The 14,125-nt window shown below is 66.8% G+C and carries 13 protein-coding genes and 1 tRNA gene; 12 read left to right on the top strand and 2 right to left on the bottom strand.

What is annotated here, in order from left to right; translation table 11 throughout:
- Positions 1-352 precede the first annotated feature (352 nt).
- From rplU to obgE, 3 genes are all read left to right on the top strand, one after another.
- A complete protein-coding gene (rplU, locus tag ACE3T8_RS13180; protein ID WP_374609658.1) occupies positions 353-673 on the top strand; it encodes a 50S ribosomal protein L21 in 321 nt (106 codons plus the stop codon).
- A gap of 12 nt (positions 674-685) precedes the next feature.
- Positions 686-946, top strand: a complete 261-nt coding sequence (gene rpmA / locus ACE3T8_RS13175) for a 50S ribosomal protein L27 (RefSeq protein WP_374609657.1) — start codon at positions 686-688, stop codon at positions 944-946.
- A gap of 103 nt (positions 947-1,049) precedes the next feature.
- Complete coding sequence (obgE, locus tag ACE3T8_RS13170) at positions 1,050-2,120, top strand: GTPase ObgE (protein WP_374609656.1); 1,071 nt, start codon at positions 1,050-1,052, stop codon at positions 2,118-2,120.
- 70 nt (positions 2,121-2,190) lie between these two features.
- Here obgE and rpsT read toward each other — a convergent pair whose 3' ends face one another.
- A complete protein-coding gene (rpsT, locus tag ACE3T8_RS13165) occupies positions 2,191-2,460 on the bottom strand; it encodes a 30S ribosomal protein S20 (RefSeq protein WP_374358903.1) in 270 nt (89 codons plus the stop codon).
- A gap of 137 nt (positions 2,461-2,597) precedes the next feature.
- Here rpsT and murJ point away from each other — a divergent pair, with 137 nt between their 5' ends.
- The 9 genes from murJ to ACE3T8_RS13120 all read left to right on the top strand — a co-directional run bounded on the left by murJ (position 2,598) and on the right by ACE3T8_RS13120 (position 12,439).
- Entirely contained in the window at positions 2,598-4,208 is a 1,611-nt protein-coding gene (murJ, locus tag ACE3T8_RS13160) for a murein biosynthesis integral membrane protein MurJ (protein ID WP_374609655.1), read from the top strand.
- Positions 4,209-4,248: 40 nt separating this feature from the next.
- Complete coding sequence (locus ACE3T8_RS13155; RefSeq protein WP_374609654.1) at positions 4,249-5,220, top strand: bifunctional riboflavin kinase/FAD synthetase; 972 nt, start codon at positions 4,249-4,251, stop codon at positions 5,218-5,220.
- Positions 5,221-5,279: 59 nt separating this feature from the next.
- Positions 5,280-8,069, top strand: coding sequence for an isoleucine--tRNA ligase (gene ileS, locus ACE3T8_RS13150; RefSeq protein ID WP_374609662.1), 2,790 nt, complete (start codon positions 5,280-5,282; stop codon positions 8,067-8,069).
- Positions 8,069-8,569: a signal peptidase II gene (gene lspA, locus ACE3T8_RS13145; RefSeq protein ID WP_374609653.1), complete on the top strand. Its 501-nt coding sequence runs from the start codon at positions 8,069-8,071 to the stop codon at positions 8,567-8,569. Before ileS ends, lspA begins: the two co-directional genes overlap by 1 nt.
- A 7-nt stretch (positions 8,570-8,576) precedes the next feature.
- Positions 8,577-9,530 carry a 4-hydroxy-3-methylbut-2-enyl diphosphate reductase gene (ispH, locus tag ACE3T8_RS13140; protein WP_374609651.1) on the top strand — a complete coding sequence of 318 codons (954 nt, stop codon included), beginning with the start codon at positions 8,577-8,579 and terminating at the stop codon, positions 9,528-9,530.
- A gap of 322 nt (positions 9,531-9,852) precedes the next feature.
- Positions 9,853-10,236 (top strand): helix-turn-helix domain-containing protein, encoded by a 384-nt coding sequence (locus tag ACE3T8_RS13135; RefSeq protein ID WP_374609650.1) that lies wholly within the window; start codon positions 9,853-9,855, stop codon positions 10,234-10,236.
- A gap of 45 nt (positions 10,237-10,281) precedes the next feature.
- Positions 10,282-10,357, top strand: a tRNA-Thr gene (locus tag ACE3T8_RS13130).
- Positions 10,358-10,460: 103 nt separating this feature from the next.
- Positions 10,461-11,864 (top strand): DNA repair protein RadA, encoded by a 1,404-nt coding sequence (gene radA, locus ACE3T8_RS13125; protein ID WP_374609649.1) that lies wholly within the window; start codon positions 10,461-10,463, stop codon positions 11,862-11,864.
- Entirely contained in the window at positions 11,861-12,439 is a 579-nt protein-coding gene (locus ACE3T8_RS13120; RefSeq protein ID WP_374609648.1) for a hypothetical protein, read from the top strand. Before radA ends, ACE3T8_RS13120 begins: the two co-directional genes overlap by 4 nt.
- Here ACE3T8_RS13120 and ACE3T8_RS13115 read toward each other — a convergent pair whose 3' ends face one another.
- A complete protein-coding gene (locus ACE3T8_RS13115; protein WP_374609647.1) occupies positions 12,440-14,029 on the bottom strand; it encodes a DHA2 family efflux MFS transporter permease subunit in 1,590 nt (529 codons plus the stop codon).
- Positions 14,030-14,125 lie beyond the last annotated feature (96 nt).

The following is a 14,125-nucleotide window of genomic DNA, read 5'->3' as shown; positions in this document are numbered from 1 at the left end:
CATCGCCCGCTCGGATTCCCGCCTTTGCGCGCGCACCGCCACCGACTCATGTCGCGGTTTAGGCACGCGGGTTCCCGCTTTTTGGCTCTCACACCCGAAGCCACAATCTCCTTGAGCTCCACGGGCCGGTGGGGGTAGCGCCGAGCGTGCCAAGGATGGCCCGCGCCCGCGACCTGAGTCCTGGAAGACTCGAGGGAGCGGCGGCGCTACCCCCACCGGCCCGTGGAGCGGCGCGAGCAAGCTCTAGTTGACGCTAACTCGCTGAATCCCCTACAATTCCGCTCCTGTCCGGCCTCGATGTCGTGCAGGGACAAGAATAACTACAGAAACCAGAGTCAAAGGAATCGTAATCATGTACGCAGTTTTGGTCACGGGCGGTAAGCAACACCGCGTGATGCAGGGCGAAACGCTCCGCGTCGAAAAGCTCGAAGGCGATGTTGGCAGCGAACTCAAGTTCGACAACATCCTGATGCTCGGCGATGCCGACGGCATCAAGCTGGGCGATGACATCAAGGGGGCTTCCATCGCCGCCAAGATCGTCAGCCACGGCCGCGCCGACAAGATCCGCATCGTCAAGTTCCGTCGCCGCAAGCACCATCGCAAGCAGATGGGCCACCGGCAGCACTACACCGAAATCGAGATCACCGGCATTGCCGGTGGCGACAAGAAGTAAGGAGACGCAGTCATGGCACATAAAAAGGGCGTAGGTTCCTCGCGCAACGGCCGCGACTCCAACCCGAAGTACCTCGGCGTGAAGATCTATGGTGGCCAGGCGATCGAAGCCGGCAACATCATCGTTCGCCAGCGCGGCACCCAGTTCCACCCGGGCATGGGCGTCGGCCTGGGCCGCGACCACACCCTGTTCGCGCTGGTCGACGGCCAGGTCGAGTTCTCGACCAAGGGCCCGAACAAGCGCCGCACGGTCAGCATCGTCGCCGCGGAATAATCGCCGCCCGACGCATCGCGAAGAACCCCGCTTCGGCGGGGTTTTTCGTTTATGCAGGCCCTCGCTCCTCACCCGCTTCACCGAACACGGCACAATCACCCACATGAAACTCGTCGACGAAGTTGAAATCACCGTCACCGCGGGCAACGGCGGCAACGGCTGCATCGCCTTCCGCCGCGAGAAGTTCATCCCGCTCGGCGGCCCCAACGGCGGCGACGGCGGCAATGGCGGCGATGTCTGGGTGCAGGCCGACGAGAACCTCAACACCTTGGTCGATTTCCGCCATGAGACGCGCTTCAAGGCGCAGCGCGGCGAGAACGGCATGGGCAGCCAGATGTACGGCAAGGCCGGCGAGGACAAGACCATCGTCGTGCCGGTCGGTACCGTGGTGCACAACGTCGATACCGACGAGATCATCGGCGACCTGACCGAGCATGGGCAGCGCCTGCTGGTCGCCCGCGGCGGCTTGGGTGGCCTGGGCAACATGCACTTCAAGAGTTCGGTCAACCGTACCCCGCGCCGGGCGACGCCGGGCACCGAGGGCGAGACCCGCGGCCTGCGGCTGGAGCTGAAGCTGCTGGCCGACGTGGGCCTGCTGGGTTTCCCGAATGCCGGCAAATCGACGTTCGTGCGCGCGGTCTCCGCGGCAACGCCGAAGGTCGCGGACTATCCCTTCACCACGCTTTATCCGAACCTGGGCGTGGTCAGCGTGGAGCCGGGGCGCAGCTTCGTGATCGCCGACATCCCCGGGTTGATCGAGGGCGCTGCGGATGGTGCGGGTCTGGGCAGCCTGTTCCTGCGCCACGTCCAGCGCACCCGCCTGCTGCTGCACCTGGTCGACATCGCGCCGATGGAAGGCGGGATCGAGGCCACGCCAGCCGAACAGGTACGGGCGATCGAGAACGAGTTGCGCAAGTACGACCCGGCGATGCTGGAGAAGCCGCGCTGGCTGGTGCTCAACAAGGCCGACCTGATGTTCGAGGACGAGGCGAAGGCAGCGGCCGAGGTGATCGTCGCCGAACTGGGTTGGACCCAGCCGTGGTATCTGGTCTCGGCGATCGGCCGCGAAGGCACCCGCCCGATCATGCTTGCGGTGCAGGCGTTCTTCGACCGCATGCGCGAAGACGAACTCGAGGCGGCGAAGGACGCCGCGCATGCCAGCGGCGATGTTTGAGCGGTCGTTGCGGCGGCCAACAAAAAACCCGGCATTCGCCGGGTTTTTTGGTGACGCGGGCCGCCCTGGATCAGGCGGCCTTGAGCGCCTTGATGCGCGCGGTGAGGCGAGCCTTGTGACGGGCGGCCTTGTTCTTGTGGATCAGGCCGCGGGCGGCGAAACGATCGAGCAGCGGCTGCGCGGTGATGAACGCGGCGGAAGCAGCTTCGGCGTCGTTGGCGTCGAGCGCCTTGATCACCTTCTTGACGGCGGTACGCAGCATGGAGCGCTGGGCGACGTTGCGTTCGTTGCGCACGACGGTCTGCTTGGCGCGCTTCTTGGCGGACTTGATATTGGCCACGATGAAAATCCTGGGGAGTCTGTTGGGGCTGAGAGAATCGGCCGCCGGCAGCACTGCCTACGGACGAAGGGGTCGGGAAGACTCAAAATTATGGACGATTCAATGGCTTGGGTCAACTTACCCGCCGAGGTGGCGGCATGAGCCGGTTGCTGCGGTCGACCGCGGTGTTCAGCGCGATGACCTTCCTGTCGCGGGTTTCCGGGCTGGTGCGCGACCAGGTGTACGCGATCGTGTTCGGCGCCAATCCGGCGATGGACGTGTTCATCGCGGCGTTTCGCATCCCGAATTTCATGCGCCGGCTGTCCGCCGAGGGCTCGTTCTCGATGGCCTTCGTGCCGGTGCTGGCCGAATACAAGGAAAAGCATGGCCCGCAGGCGGTGCGCGAGCTGGTCGACCGGGTCACCGGCACCCTGCTGGCGGGGTTGCTGGTGGTCACCGCCGTCGTCCTGTTGATCGCGCCGTGGCTGACCCAGCTCATTGCGCCCGGCTTCGTGCCCGGAAGCGAGAAGCACGCGCTGTTCATCGAGATGCTGCGGATCACCTTCCCGTACGCACTGTTCATCTCGCTGGCCTCGCTGGTGGGCAGCATCCTCAACAGCTACCAGCGCTTCGCCATCCCGGCGCTGTCGCCGGTCCTGCTGAACCTGGCGATGATGGCGGCGGCGCTGGGGTTGGCACCATTGATGGGCGGCTCGGTCAAGGCCCTGGCCTGGGGCGTGTTCGCCGCCGGCATCCTGCAACTGGTGTTCCAGTTGCCGGCGCTGGCCAAGTTGGGATTGTTGCCACGGCCGAAGCTGGATTTCGCCCATGCCGGCGTGCGCAAGATCCTCAAGCTGATGCTGCCGACCCTGTTCGGCTCGTCGGTGGTCCAGTTCAACCTGCTGTTCAACACCATGGCGGCGTCGTTCCTGATCGGCGGCAGCATGACCTGGCTGTACTACAGCGACCGCCTGCTGGAGTTCCCGCTGGGTATGTTCGGGGTGGCGATCGGCACGGTGATCCTGCCGCACCTGTCGACCCGCCATGCCGCGACGGATCCTGACGGATTCTCGAAGGGACTGGATTGGGGTTTCCGGTTATGCCTGCTGATCGGCCTGCCGGCCTGCGCCGGGCTGATCCTGTGCGCTGAGCCGCTGATGGCCACGCTGTTCCAGTACCGCAACTTCAGCACGCTCGACGCGAAGATGAGCAGCTGGAGCCTGATCGCACAGTCCATCGCAGTGCCTGCCTTCCTGCTGGTCAAGGTCTTGGCACCAGCGTTCTACGCGCGGCAGGACACGCGGACGCCGGTGAAGGCCGCCATCGTCGCGGTCCTGACGAATGCGCTGTGCACGATCGGCCTGTTCGCCTGGCTGTTGCATGCCACGCCGACAGGACAGGCCGCGTTGCAGGCGGCGGGCGGCAGTTGGCGACAGGCGCTGGCCGGCATCCACGGCGCACATGCAATGCTGGCGTTGGCGATCGCCATCGCCGGTTGGGTGAACGCGCTGCAACTGGCCTGGCTGCTGCGGCGCACCGGCGTCTATCGGCGCCAGCCGGGTTGGGGGCGCTTCTTCGGACGACTGCTGGCCGCCACGCTGGCGCTGGTGCTGGTCGTGCTGGTGTTCCGGCACGCATGGCCGGCATGGAGCGACTGGGCGTGGTGGGAGCGTGGCTGGCGGTTGGCGGCGATGGTCGGAAGTGGTGGCCTGGCGTATGCGGCCGTGTTGCTTGCGTTGGGCATGCGTCCCCGCGACCTGCGCCACTGACGGTCCGGTTGCTGCACCGCAGCTATACTGCGAAGTCACCATGAAACCTCTCTTCCGCGACGCCATTTCCGCTTCGGACAGCCGCGGGCCACTGGGCCCGCAGGGCAGCGTGGCCTGCATCGGTGCCTTCGACGGCCTGCACCTCGGCCACCGGGCGCTGGTCGGCCGCGCCGTGGCGCGTGCGCGTTCGCTCGGGGTGCCGGCAGTCGCGCTGAGCTTCGAGCCGCTGCCGCGCGAATTCTTCGCCAAGGACGTCAAGCCGCCGCGCCTGATGCTGCCGCGGGCGAAGCTTGAAGGCCTGTACGGCCTCGGTTGCGACAGCGTCGGCCTGCTGCGCTTCAACGCGAACCTCGCATCGATGCCGGCCGAGGATTTCGTCCGCGACGTGCTGGTCGAACGCCTGCACGCGCATGAAGTCTGGGTCGGTCCAGGCTTCCGCTTCGGCAAGGGCAGGGCGGGCGACATCAACCTGTTGCAGGCGATGGGCGAAGCGCACGGCTTCAGCGCGCACGCGATCGAGCCGGTGCATTGCGGCGATGGCGAACGCGTCTCCAGCACGCGCATCCGCGCCGCGCTGAGTGCCGGCGATTTCGACGCCGCCTCGCGCCTGCTCGGTCGCCCGTACGCCATCGGCGGCCACGTGGTGCATGGCAAGCAGTTGGGCCGCACCCTCGGATACCCCACCGCCAACCTGCGCTTCGGCAACAAGATGCCGGCGCTGCGCGGCATCTACGCCACCTGGGTGCATGGCGTCGCGGGGCATCCGTGGCCCTCGGTTTCCAGCTTCGGCACCCGGCCGACCGTGGATGGCGTTGAGCCGCTGCTGGAAGCGCATCTGTTCGACTTCGCCGGCGACCTGTACGGGCGCCGCATCGACGTCGAGTTCGTCGCCCGCCTGCGCGATGAAGAAAAATTCCCCGACCTCGACGCGTTGGTGGTGCAGATGCGCCGCGACGACGCGCAGGCCCGGGCTATCCTCGATCTCCAAGCACCGCAGCGAGCCTCCGTGTGACCGACAAGCAAGAGAATCCGTACAAGGCCACCATCCTGTTGCCGGAGACCGCGTTCCCGATGCGCGGCGACTTGCCCAAGCGCGAGCCGGACACGCTGGCGCGTTGGGAACGCGAAGGCCTGTACGCGCAGATCCGCAACGTGGCGAAGGGTCGCCCGCAGTTCGTCCTGCACGACGGCCCGCCGTACGCGAACGGCGCGATCCACCTCGGCCACGCGGTCAACAAGATCCTCAAGGACATCATCGTCAAGTCGAAGACGGTGGCCGGCTTCGATGCGCCCTACATCCCGGGCTGGGACTGCCACGGCCTGCCGATCGAGATCGCGATCGAGAAGAAATGGGGCAAGGTCGGGGTGAAGCTGGACGCGGTCGAGTTCCGGCAGAAATGCCGCGATTACGCGAACGAACAGATCGACGTGCAGCGCCGCGATTTCAAGCGCCTGGGCGTGCTCGGCGACTGGGACAACCCGTACCGCACCCTCGACTTCAAGTTCGAGGCCGACGAGATCCGCGCGCTGGCGAAGGTCGTCGAGAATGGCCACCTGCTGCGCGGGGTGAAGCCGGTGTACTGGTGCTTCGATTGCGGAAGTGCGCTGGCCGAGGCGGAGATCGAATACCAGGATAAGGTTTCGCCCGCGGTCGATGTGGCCTACGCGGCGCGCAACGCGCAATTGGTGAGTCGTGCTTTCGGCAGCGAACTGCCGGAAGGCGTCGAGGTTGCGCTGCCGATCTGGACCACCACGCCGTGGACGCTGCCGGCATCGCTGGCGATCTCGATGGGCCCGGAGCTGGACTACGTGCTGGTCGAAGGCCCGGCCAAGGCCGATGGTTCGCGCCGCTGGCTGGTGCTGGCCGAAGCATTGGCCGAGAAGGCATTGAAGCGATACGGCGTCGAGGAGGTCGTGCTGCTCGGTCGTGCACAGGGCGAAAAACTCGAAGGCATGCTGTTCGCGCATCCGTTCTACGACGAACGCGATATCCCGATCCTGCTCGGCGACCACGTGTCGGCGGAAGACGGCACCGGTGCCGTGCACACCGCGCCCGGGCATGGCCAGGAAGACTTCGCGGTCTCGCAGAAGTACGGCCTGGTCGAACAATACTCGGCGGCGCAGCTCAATCCGGTCGATGGCCGTGGCGTGTACCTGCCATCGACACCGCCTGCGCATGGCACCGACATCGCCGGGCTGCATGTCTGGAAGGCCAACGAGGTGCTGGTCGAGGTGCTGCGCGCGAGCGGCCACCTGCTCGCGTTCTCGAAGCTCACCCACAGCTACCCGCATTGCTGGCGGCACAAGACGCCGGTCGCGTTCCGCGCCACCCCGCAGTGGTTCATCTCGATGGACCAGGCCCACCTGCGACGCGATGCGCTGGCTGCGATCAAGACCGTCACCTGGTACCCGGAATGGGGCGAGGCGCGCATCGCCGGCATGATCGACGGGCGCCCCGACTGGACGATCTCGCGCCAGCGCACCTGGGGCGTGCCGATCGCGTTGTTCGTGCATCGCGAAACCGGCGAACCGCATCCGCGCAGCGTCGAGCTGATGCGCCAGGTCGCGGATCGTGTCGAGCAGGGCGGCGTGGATGTCTGGTATTCGCTGGATGCCGCCGAGCTGCTGGGCGACGAGGCGAAGGACTACGACCGCATCACCGACATCCTCGATGTCTGGTTCGATTCCGGCATCACCCACGAAGCCGTGCTGCTCGAGCGTGGACTCGGCAAGCCGGCCGATTTGTACCTGGAAGGTTCGGACCAGCATCGCGGCTGGTTCCAGAGCTCGATGCTGACCGGCGTCGCCATCGACAAAGCCGCACCGTACCGGCAGTGCCTGACCCACGGCTTCACCGTGGACGAGCACGGCCGCAAGATGTCGAAGTCGCTGGGCAACGGCATCGAGCCGCAGGACATCATGAAGACGCTGGGCGCCGACATCCTGCGCCTGTGGATCGCATCCGCCGACTACAGCAACGAGATGTCGCTGTCCCAGGAGATCCTCAAGCGCAACGCCGATGCCTACCGCCGCATCCGCAACACCGCGCGCTTCCTGCTGGGCAACCTGCATGGCTTCGAACCAGCGCGCGACCTGGTGCCGCTTGACGGCATGGTCGCGCTGGATCGCTGGGCAGTGCATCGCGCGTGGCAGGTGCAGGAAGACATCGCCGCGGCGTATGCGCGCTACGACTTCGCCGCGGTGGTGCAGTCGCTGATGAATTTCTGCAGCGTCGACCTGGGGTCGCTGTACCTCGATGTCACCAAGGATCGCCTGTACACGATGGGCGAGGACTCGCGCGGTCGCCGCAGCGCGCAGTCGGCGATGTTCCGCATCACCGAGGCGTTCGTGCGCTGGATCGCGCCGGTGCTGAGCTTCACCGCCGACGAGATGTGGCCGCAGATCCCCGGTGAGCGCGCAGGCAACGTGCTGTTCGCCACCTGGTACGACGGGTTGGCGCCGCTGCCCGAAGATGCCCCGTTGTCCGCGACCGACTTCGATGCGCTGCTGCAACTGCGCGACCAGGTCGCCAAGGTGCTGGAGCCGATGCGCGCCGCTGGCGAGATCGGCGCCGCGCTGCAGGCCGAGGTCGAATTGCGTTGTGGCGTGGCGGACCAGAACTGGCTGTCGCCGCTCGCCGACGAACTGCGCTTCCTGCTGATCAGCGGCGACGTGCGGGTGGTGCCGGATGCCGAGGCGAAGGGCGCGATCGGCGTGTTCGCGCAGCCGACCACGAAGGTCAAGTGCGTGCGCTGCTGGCACCACCGCGGCGACGTGGGCGCGCACGCGGCGCATCCGCCGCTGTGCGGGCGCTGCGTCTCCAACATCGAGGGGCCGGGCGAAGACCGGATGTGGTTCTGATGGCGTCCGTGAAACCCAACGCGCTTCCCTGGCTCGGCGCTTCGGTGCTGGTGCTGGTGCTGGACCAGCTGACCAAGGCCTGGGTGCTGGCGTCGCTGCCGGAATATACCGCGGTGCCGGTGATCGACGGGTTCTGGAACTGGTATCGCACCTACAACACCGGCGCGGCCTTCAGTTTCCTCGCCGATGCCGGCGGCTGGCAGAAATGGTTCTTCACCGTGCTGGCGTTCGGCATCAGCGGGTTGATGGCATGGATGCTCTCGCGCACCCCGCGCAACGACTGGAAGCAGGCGCTGCCGCTGGCGCTGGTGATCGGCGGCGCGATCGGCAACGTCATCGACCGGCTGCAGCACGGCCACGTGGTGGATTTCATCCAGTGGCACGTCGGCGAGCACTACTGGCCGGCGTTCAACATCGCCGACTGCGCGGTGGTCGGTGGCGCGATCGGCATCGCCTTGTTCGGCTTGCTCTCCGGCAAGCCCAAGGACAAGGCGGGATAATCCGGCGATGGACATCCTGCTCGCCAATCCGCGTGGTTTCTGTGCCGGCGTCGACCGTGCGATCGAGATCGTCAAGCGCGCCATCGAGACGCTGGGTGCACCGATCTACGTCCGCCACGAAGTCGTGCACAACAAGTTCGTGGTCGACGACCTCAAGGCGCGCGGCGCGATCTTCGTCGAGGAACTGGACGAGGTCCCCGATGGCAATACGGTGATCTTCAGCGCGCACGGCGTGTCGCAGGCGGTGCGCCGCGAGGCCGACCGGCGCGGCCTGAAGGTCTTCGATGCGACCTGCCCGCTGGTGACCAAGGTCCACCTGGAAGTGGCGCGGCAATGCCGCAACGGCTGCGACATGGTGCTGATCGGCCATGCCGGGCATCCCGAGGTCGAGGGCACGATGGGCCAGTGGAACCGGGAAGGCGGGGTCGGCACGATCCACCTGGTCGAGGACATCGACGATGTCGGCACGCTCGCCATCGCCCAGCCCGGCAACTGTTCGTTTACCACCCAGACCACGCTGAGCGTGGACGACACCCGCGACATCATCGCCGCATTGAAGGCGCGGTTCCCGCAGATGCAGGGGCCGAAGAACGACGACATCTGCTACGCCACGCAGAACCGCCAGGACGCGGTGCGCGAGCTGGTCGGCGAGGGTTGCGATGCGGTGCTGGTGGTCGGCTCACCGAACAGCTCCAATTCCAATCGTCTGCGCGAACTCGCCGAACGCGAAGGCGCGGCCGCCTGGCTGATCGATGGTGCCGACGAGATCGATCCCGCCTGGGTGGCGGGGCGCAAGCGTATCGGCGTGACCGCGGGTGCTTCCGCACCCGACGTGCTGGTGGAGGGCGTGCTGGATCGCTTGCGCGACCTCGGCGCGGCCAGCGTCCTCGAACTGCATGGCGAACCCGAGGACATGGTGTTCGCCTTGCCCAAGGAATTGCGCTTGCGCCTGGTGGACTGAGGGCGCTGTCCGCAAAAAAGGAACGCCACGCTGGGAGCGTGGCGTTCAAGCTTGCATAAAGCGGGGCGGCACGGAATCGATAAGGGGTATCGATGACGAGGTGCTCCGGCGCCCCGGGGGGAGGAGCGGGCAACGTCCGTGTCGCCCGTGTCGGTATCCTGCTTGCGAATGCACGCAATTGCACCCGCAGGGGAGGCCATTTCTGCTGTCCGTCACTGCTCAAATCGACCTTTCCATTGGCTTTCAATGATCGAAAGACAGCAATCCTGTACAACCTTGTGCCAATATCGATGGCAGCCACGTTCGCTGGCATGGAGGGGCGATGAAAATGCAGGAACGGATCCGCCGCGCGCGCCGGCGTGCGGGACTCTCGCAGACAGGCCTGGCTGCGGCGGTCGACGTACGCCGAAGCGCGGTGTCCAACTGGGAGTCTGCCGACGGCGTGCTGCCATCGATGCAGAACCTGCTGGCGATCGCCAAGGCCTGCCGGGTGTCTCTGGAATGGCTGGGCACCGGGCGCGGCGGGATCTCCACCGATCCGGATGCGCTGGCCGAGGTGCCGGCCGCCGACGCGGAACTGGTCGATGTCGAGGAAGAACGGATGTTGCTGGCGGGCTTCCGCGAGCTGCCGCGTCGCTCGCAGCAACTGGTGCTCGACCTGGTCGATACCCTGCAGTCGAGTCGCCGCCGCGCCGGGCAGGCATGACCGCGCTGGTGGTGCGTGGCGCGAGCGGCTAGAATTGCGCCCCACGCCGGAATAGCTCAGTTGGTAGAGCGGCGCATTCGTAATGCGTAGGTCGTAGGTTCGATTCCTATTTCCGGCACCAGTCGCTCGATCAAGCCCGCCAAGCGCGGGCTTTTTCGTGGCCGCGTCTCAACCGGCGGGATGCGGGGCGGCTAGGATGCGGCATCGCCCACGCGCCGCCCGCCATGTCCAAGCCTGCTGCAAAATCCTCCTCGCCCAAGCGCCGCAGCGCCTACGTGTGCACCGAATGCGGGGCCGACCATGCCAAGTGGCAGGGCCAGTGCGAAGCGTGCGGGGCGTGGAACTCGCTGAGCGAGATCGTGCTGGAAAGCGCGGCGCAGGCGGCATCGCCGGCCTCGCGGCGCAGCGGCTGGGCGGGCAAGGTCGATGTCGCGCAAGTGGTCGCCTTGGCCGACGTGCGCCACACCGAACATGCGCGCACCTCGACCGGGATCGGCGAGTTCGACCGTGTGCTTGGCGGCGGACTGGCCGAGGGCGCGGTGGTGCTGGTCGGCGGCGATCCCGGCATCGGCAAGTCGACCCTGTTGCTGCAGGCGCTGGCGAAGATGGCACCGACCTTGCCCGGCCTGTACGTGACCGGCGAGGAATCGCTGGCCCAGGTCGCCGGGCGTGCAGTGCGCCTGGGCTTGCCGCTGGACGGGCTGCAGGCGCTGGCCGAGACCTGCGTCGAACGCATCCTCGAACACGCGGTGCAGGCCAGGCCGAAGCTGCTGATCGCCGACTCCATCCAGACCCTGTGGACCGACACCCTGACCGCCGCACCGGGTTCGGTCAGCCAGGTACGCGAGGCCGCGGCGCGGCTGGTGCGCTACGCCAAGGAAACCGGCACCGCGGTGTTCCTGGTCGGCCACGTGACCAAGGAGGGCGGCATCGCCGGGCCGCGCGTGCTGGAGCACATGGTCGATGCCGTGCTGTATTTCGAAGGTGATGCCGGCAGCCGGTTCCGCGTGCTGCGCGCGTTCAAGAACCGCTTCGGCGCGGTCAACGAACTCGGCGTGTTCGCGATGTCGGATGGCGGCCTGCGCGAAGTGCCGAACCCGTCGGCGATCTTCCTCTCCGGCAGCGGCACGCCGCAGCCCGGCAGCTGCGTGATGGTCACGCGCGAAGGCACGCGCCCGCTGTTGGTGGAGGTGCAGGCGCTGGTCGACGCCTCGCCACTGTCGAATCCGCGGCGCGTCGTCGTCGGCCTGGAGGGCAATCGCCTGGCGATGCTGCTGGCGGTCCTGCATCGCCACGGCGGGGTGATGGTGGGCGACCAGGATGTGTTCGTGAACGTGGTCGGCGGCATCCGCGTGCAGGAAACCGCGGCCGACCTGCCGGTCCTGTTGGCGGTGCTGTCCTCGCTGCGCGACAAGCCGCTGCCGGAGAAGACCATCGCGTTCGGGGAAGTCGGCCTGAGCGGCGAGATCCGCCCGGTGCCCAACGGCGAGGAGCGTTTGAACGAGGCCGCCACCCACGGCTTCAGGCGCGCGATCGTGCCGAAGGGCAACGCGCCGAAATCCGGAAGCTACAAGGGCATGGAGGTCATCGCGGTGGAGCGGCTGGCGGACGCGCTGGAACACGCGTGAGCGACGCTGTGTCGGCGTCATCCCCTTTCGCCCGCTGGACGTCGATCCTGCTGCATCCGTTCGCGGTGTTCGCCGCGCTGGCCTTGATTGCGGCATGGCGCATGGATCCTGCCTCGCTGCCGCGCACGGCGATCGGCATGGCGGTCGCGGTGGCGATCGTCTGGGCCTTCGTGTTGCAGCGACGACGCAGTGGACGCTGGGGCACGGTGGATGCCTCGGATCGGCGCGAACGCCCGATCCTGTATGCGCTGGTGCTGGTGGTCGCCGCCGGCTACTGGCTGTGGCTCGGCGGGCGCGCGTCCGCCACCGGGCAAGGCGTGGTCGCGATCATCGCGATGCTCTGCGTCGCCGGCATCGCCAACCGCTGGATCAAGCTGTCCCTGCACATGGCCAGCCTGGCCTTCTCTGGCATGGCGTTGCTCGCCTTGTGGCCGCCGGCCGGCTTCATCGCGCTGGTGCTCTTGCCACTGCTCGCGTGGTCGCGCCTGCGAATGGCGCGGCATACGGAGCCGGAGGTGATCGGCGGTTCGCTGCTTGGATTGCTGGCGGGGATCGCGTTGTGGCTGATCGGTTGATCAGTGCCCGCCACCCACCGGTGCGCCACCCAGCTTCGCCGCGAACGGCGGCTTGGCGATCCACACGAAGGCGATCACGCACAGGAAGATGATCCCGAGCAGGTGGAAGATCTCGTTGAAACCGATCTGCGCCGCCTGGTTCGAGATCATCCGCTCCAGCATCGCCGCGCCGCGTTGGAGGTCGCCGCCGCCCAGCTGCATGACGGACTGCATGGCCGCCGGATCCTGCGCGGAAATCTTTTCGGTGAGATGCGCGTGATGCACGGCGCCGCGTTCGGACCAGGCATACGTGGTCAGTGATGCCGCGAAACTGCCGCCCAATGTGCGCACGAAGGTCGCAAGGCCGGAGCCCGCGGCTATCTCGTGCGGCTCCAGGTCAGACAGCAGGATCTGCAGCACTGGCATGAAGAACAGCGCCACGCCGATGCCCTGGAACAACTGGATCCAGGCCACGTGCCCGAAGTTCACGTCCAGGTTGAAATGCGAGCGCGCGAAGCTGGTGAACGACATCGCGATGAACGCGACGCTGGCCAGCATGCGCAGGTCGAACCGGTTCGCGTACTTGCCCACGAAGGGAGTCAGCAACACCGGCAGGATGCCGATCGGCGCGGTGGCGAAGCCGGCCCAGATCGCGGTGTAACCGAGGTTTCGCTGCAGCCACAGCGGCACCAGAATGCCGACGCTGAAGAACGCCGAGTACGCCACCACCATCGCCAGCGTGCCGGCGGCAAAGTTGCGGTGCCGGAACAGGCGCAGATCGACGATCGGATCCTTGTCGGTGAGTTCCCAGATCACGAACACTGCCAGCGCGATCGCGGCGACGATCGCCAGGATCACGATCTGCGTGCTGGCGAACCAGTCCTCGTCGTTGCCCAGGTCGAGCAGGATCTGCAGCGCGCCCACGCCAAGCACCAGCGTGGCCAAGCCGATGTAATCCATCTTCGGCTTCTCCAGCCGTTCTGGCCGGCCCTTCAGCTGCCGGCGCACGACCAGGCTCGCGAAAATGCCGATCGGCACGTTGACGAAGAAGATCCATTCCCAGCTGTAGTTGTCGGTGATCCAGCCGCCCAGGATCGGCCCGGCGATCGGCGCGACCACGGTGACCATCGCCAGCAACGCGATCGCCTGTCCACGTTTGGCGGGCGGATAGATCGACAGTAGCAATGCCTGGGTGATCGGGTACATCGGACCGGCCACGAAGCCCTGCAGCGCACGCGCGAACACCAGCATGCCCATGCTGTTGGCGATACCGCACAGGAACGAGGCGATCACGAACGCCATCGTCGACCACACGAACAATTTGCGTTCGCCGAAGCGCCGCGCCAGCCAGCCGGTCAGCGGCAACGCGATCGCGGTGCTGACCGCGAACGAGGTGATCACCCACGTCGCCTGGTTGGCGCTGCCGCCCAGGTTGCCGGAGATGGTCGGCAACGAGACGTTGGCGATGGTGGTGTCCAGCACCTGCATGAAGCTGGCCAGCGCCAGCCCGAGCGTGGTCAACGCCACGTTCGGCGGGCGGAACGCGGCCGGGCTGGCGGTGGGTTGGCCACCCGGTGGGTTGGCCGATGCGTCTTGCGCGATGGTGGACATGCGGCTTCGGCTTCGGAAAAAGGTGCAGGAGCGGCAGCGCGTTGGCTGCCGGCATGGCGTCGCCCGTCACCACGAGGGGAGGGGGAGGGAACGAAG

Origin of the sequence: Thermomonas sp. (assembly GCF_041919455.1) — a bacterium.
Lineage (GTDB): Bacteria > Pseudomonadota > Gammaproteobacteria > Xanthomonadales > Xanthomonadaceae > Thermomonas.
The sequence above is the reverse complement of the archived record's forward strand: the minus strand, read 5'-3'. Positions and strand labels throughout refer to the sequence as shown.

What these genes read in the sequence shown, in the direction of transcription:
- rplU (WP_374609658.1), top strand. Translation starts at nt 353, where the DNA reads ATGTACGCAGTTTTGGTCACGGGCGGTAAGCAACACCGCGTGATGCAG.
- rpmA (WP_374609657.1), top strand. Translation starts at nt 686, where the DNA reads ATGGCACATAAAAAGGGCGTAGGTTCCTCGCGCAACGGCCGCGACTCC.
- obgE (WP_374609656.1), top strand. Translation starts at nt 1,050, where the DNA reads ATGAAACTCGTCGACGAAGTTGAAATCACCGTCACCGCGGGCAACGGC.
- murJ (WP_374609655.1), top strand. Translation starts at nt 2,598, where the DNA reads ATGAGCCGGTTGCTGCGGTCGACCGCGGTGTTCAGCGCGATGACCTTC.
- ACE3T8_RS13155 (WP_374609654.1), top strand. Translation starts at nt 4,249, where the DNA reads ATGAAACCTCTCTTCCGCGACGCCATTTCCGCTTCGGACAGCCGCGGG.
- ileS (WP_374609662.1), top strand. Translation starts at nt 5,280, where the DNA reads ATGCGCGGCGACTTGCCCAAGCGCGAGCCGGACACGCTGGCGCGTTGG.
- lspA (WP_374609653.1), top strand. Translation starts at nt 8,069, where the DNA reads ATGGCGTCCGTGAAACCCAACGCGCTTCCCTGGCTCGGCGCTTCGGTG.
- ispH (WP_374609651.1), top strand. Translation starts at nt 8,577, where the DNA reads ATGGACATCCTGCTCGCCAATCCGCGTGGTTTCTGTGCCGGCGTCGAC.
- ACE3T8_RS13135 (WP_374609650.1), top strand. Translation starts at nt 9,853, where the DNA reads ATGAAAATGCAGGAACGGATCCGCCGCGCGCGCCGGCGTGCGGGACTC.
- radA (WP_374609649.1), top strand. Translation starts at nt 10,461, where the DNA reads ATGTCCAAGCCTGCTGCAAAATCCTCCTCGCCCAAGCGCCGCAGCGCC.
- ACE3T8_RS13115 (WP_374609647.1), bottom strand. Translation starts at nt 14,029, where the DNA reads ATGTCCACCATCGCGCAAGACGCATCGGCCAACCCACCGGGTGGCCAA.